General features: G+C 69.1%; 1 protein-coding gene. It reads right to left on the reverse strand.

All coding sequences use genetic code 11. The features are described from left to right. On the reverse strand, positions 1-1042 hold a 1042-nt coding region (locus IG74_RS54360), incomplete at its 3' end, for a sensor histidine kinase (RefSeq protein WP_158858133.1). Positions 1043-1090: the final 48 nt, after the last annotated feature.

Here is a 1090-nt window from a genome sequence, read left to right on the forward strand (position 1 = left end):
CGGATTCGATGTGGAAGCCGCCGTCGGGGCGGGGACCGAACTCGAAGGTCCCCCCGACCAGCTCGACCCGCTGCCGCAGCCCCTTCAACCCACTGCCCGACCCACTCGACGCCAACTCCCGGTCCACCGGAGCCGTCGGCGCCGTGTTCCGCACCCGCAACCGCACCCGGTCCGCCTCATACCGCACCTCCACCCACACCCCACACCCCGGCGCGTGCTTCCGCACATTCGTCAACCCCTCCTGCACGATCCGATACGCCGTCCGCGCCACCACCGGCGACGACACCGAACGATCCCCCACCTCACTCAACTCCACCTCAACCCCCACCGCCCGCGACTCCTCCACCAACACCGACAACCCCAAATCACCCACACCCACACCACCCGACACACCACCCGCATCACCCACCGCCCCCACCACACCCGCCGCACTCTCCGGCGACCTCAACACCCCCACCAAATCCCGCAACTCCTCCAACGCCTGACACCCCGCAGCCCGCAACCCCTCCGCCTCCGCCCGCACCCGCTCATCCGTCGACACCACCCGCAACGCACCCGCCTGCAACACCATCAACGACACCCGATGCGTCACCACATCATGCATCTCCCCCGCAAGCCGCACCCGCTCCTCAGCACGCGCCCGCTCCGCCAACAAAAACTGCTCCCGCTCCGCCCGCTCCGCCCGCTCCGTCAACGCCGCGATCAACCCCCGCCGCGCCGCCACATACATCCCCAACAACGCCGGCACCGCCGTCAACAACACCCCCGACGCCGCCACCGCGAACGACAACTCCCACAACCGCGTCGCCACCACAGTCAACACACCCGTCAACACCCACGCACCCCGCGGCCGCGACGAATACACCACCGCCGAATACGCCGCGAACGGCGCCGCCAACGGCACCCACACCCCCGACCCATCCACCGACGTCACCAACAACCCCGGCGCCAACCACACCGACAACGACATCAACACCGCCGACACCGTCGCCACACCCAACACCAACAACGGCCACACCCGCCGCACCACCAACACCACCACCACAACCACCTGCAACCCCAACCCCGCCCACGGCCCAAACCGCGGATG

Origin of the sequence: Streptomyces sp. NRRL B-1347, from assembly GCF_000720325.1 — a bacterium.
Lineage (GTDB): Bacteria > Actinomycetota > Actinomycetes > Streptomycetales > Streptomycetaceae > Streptomyces.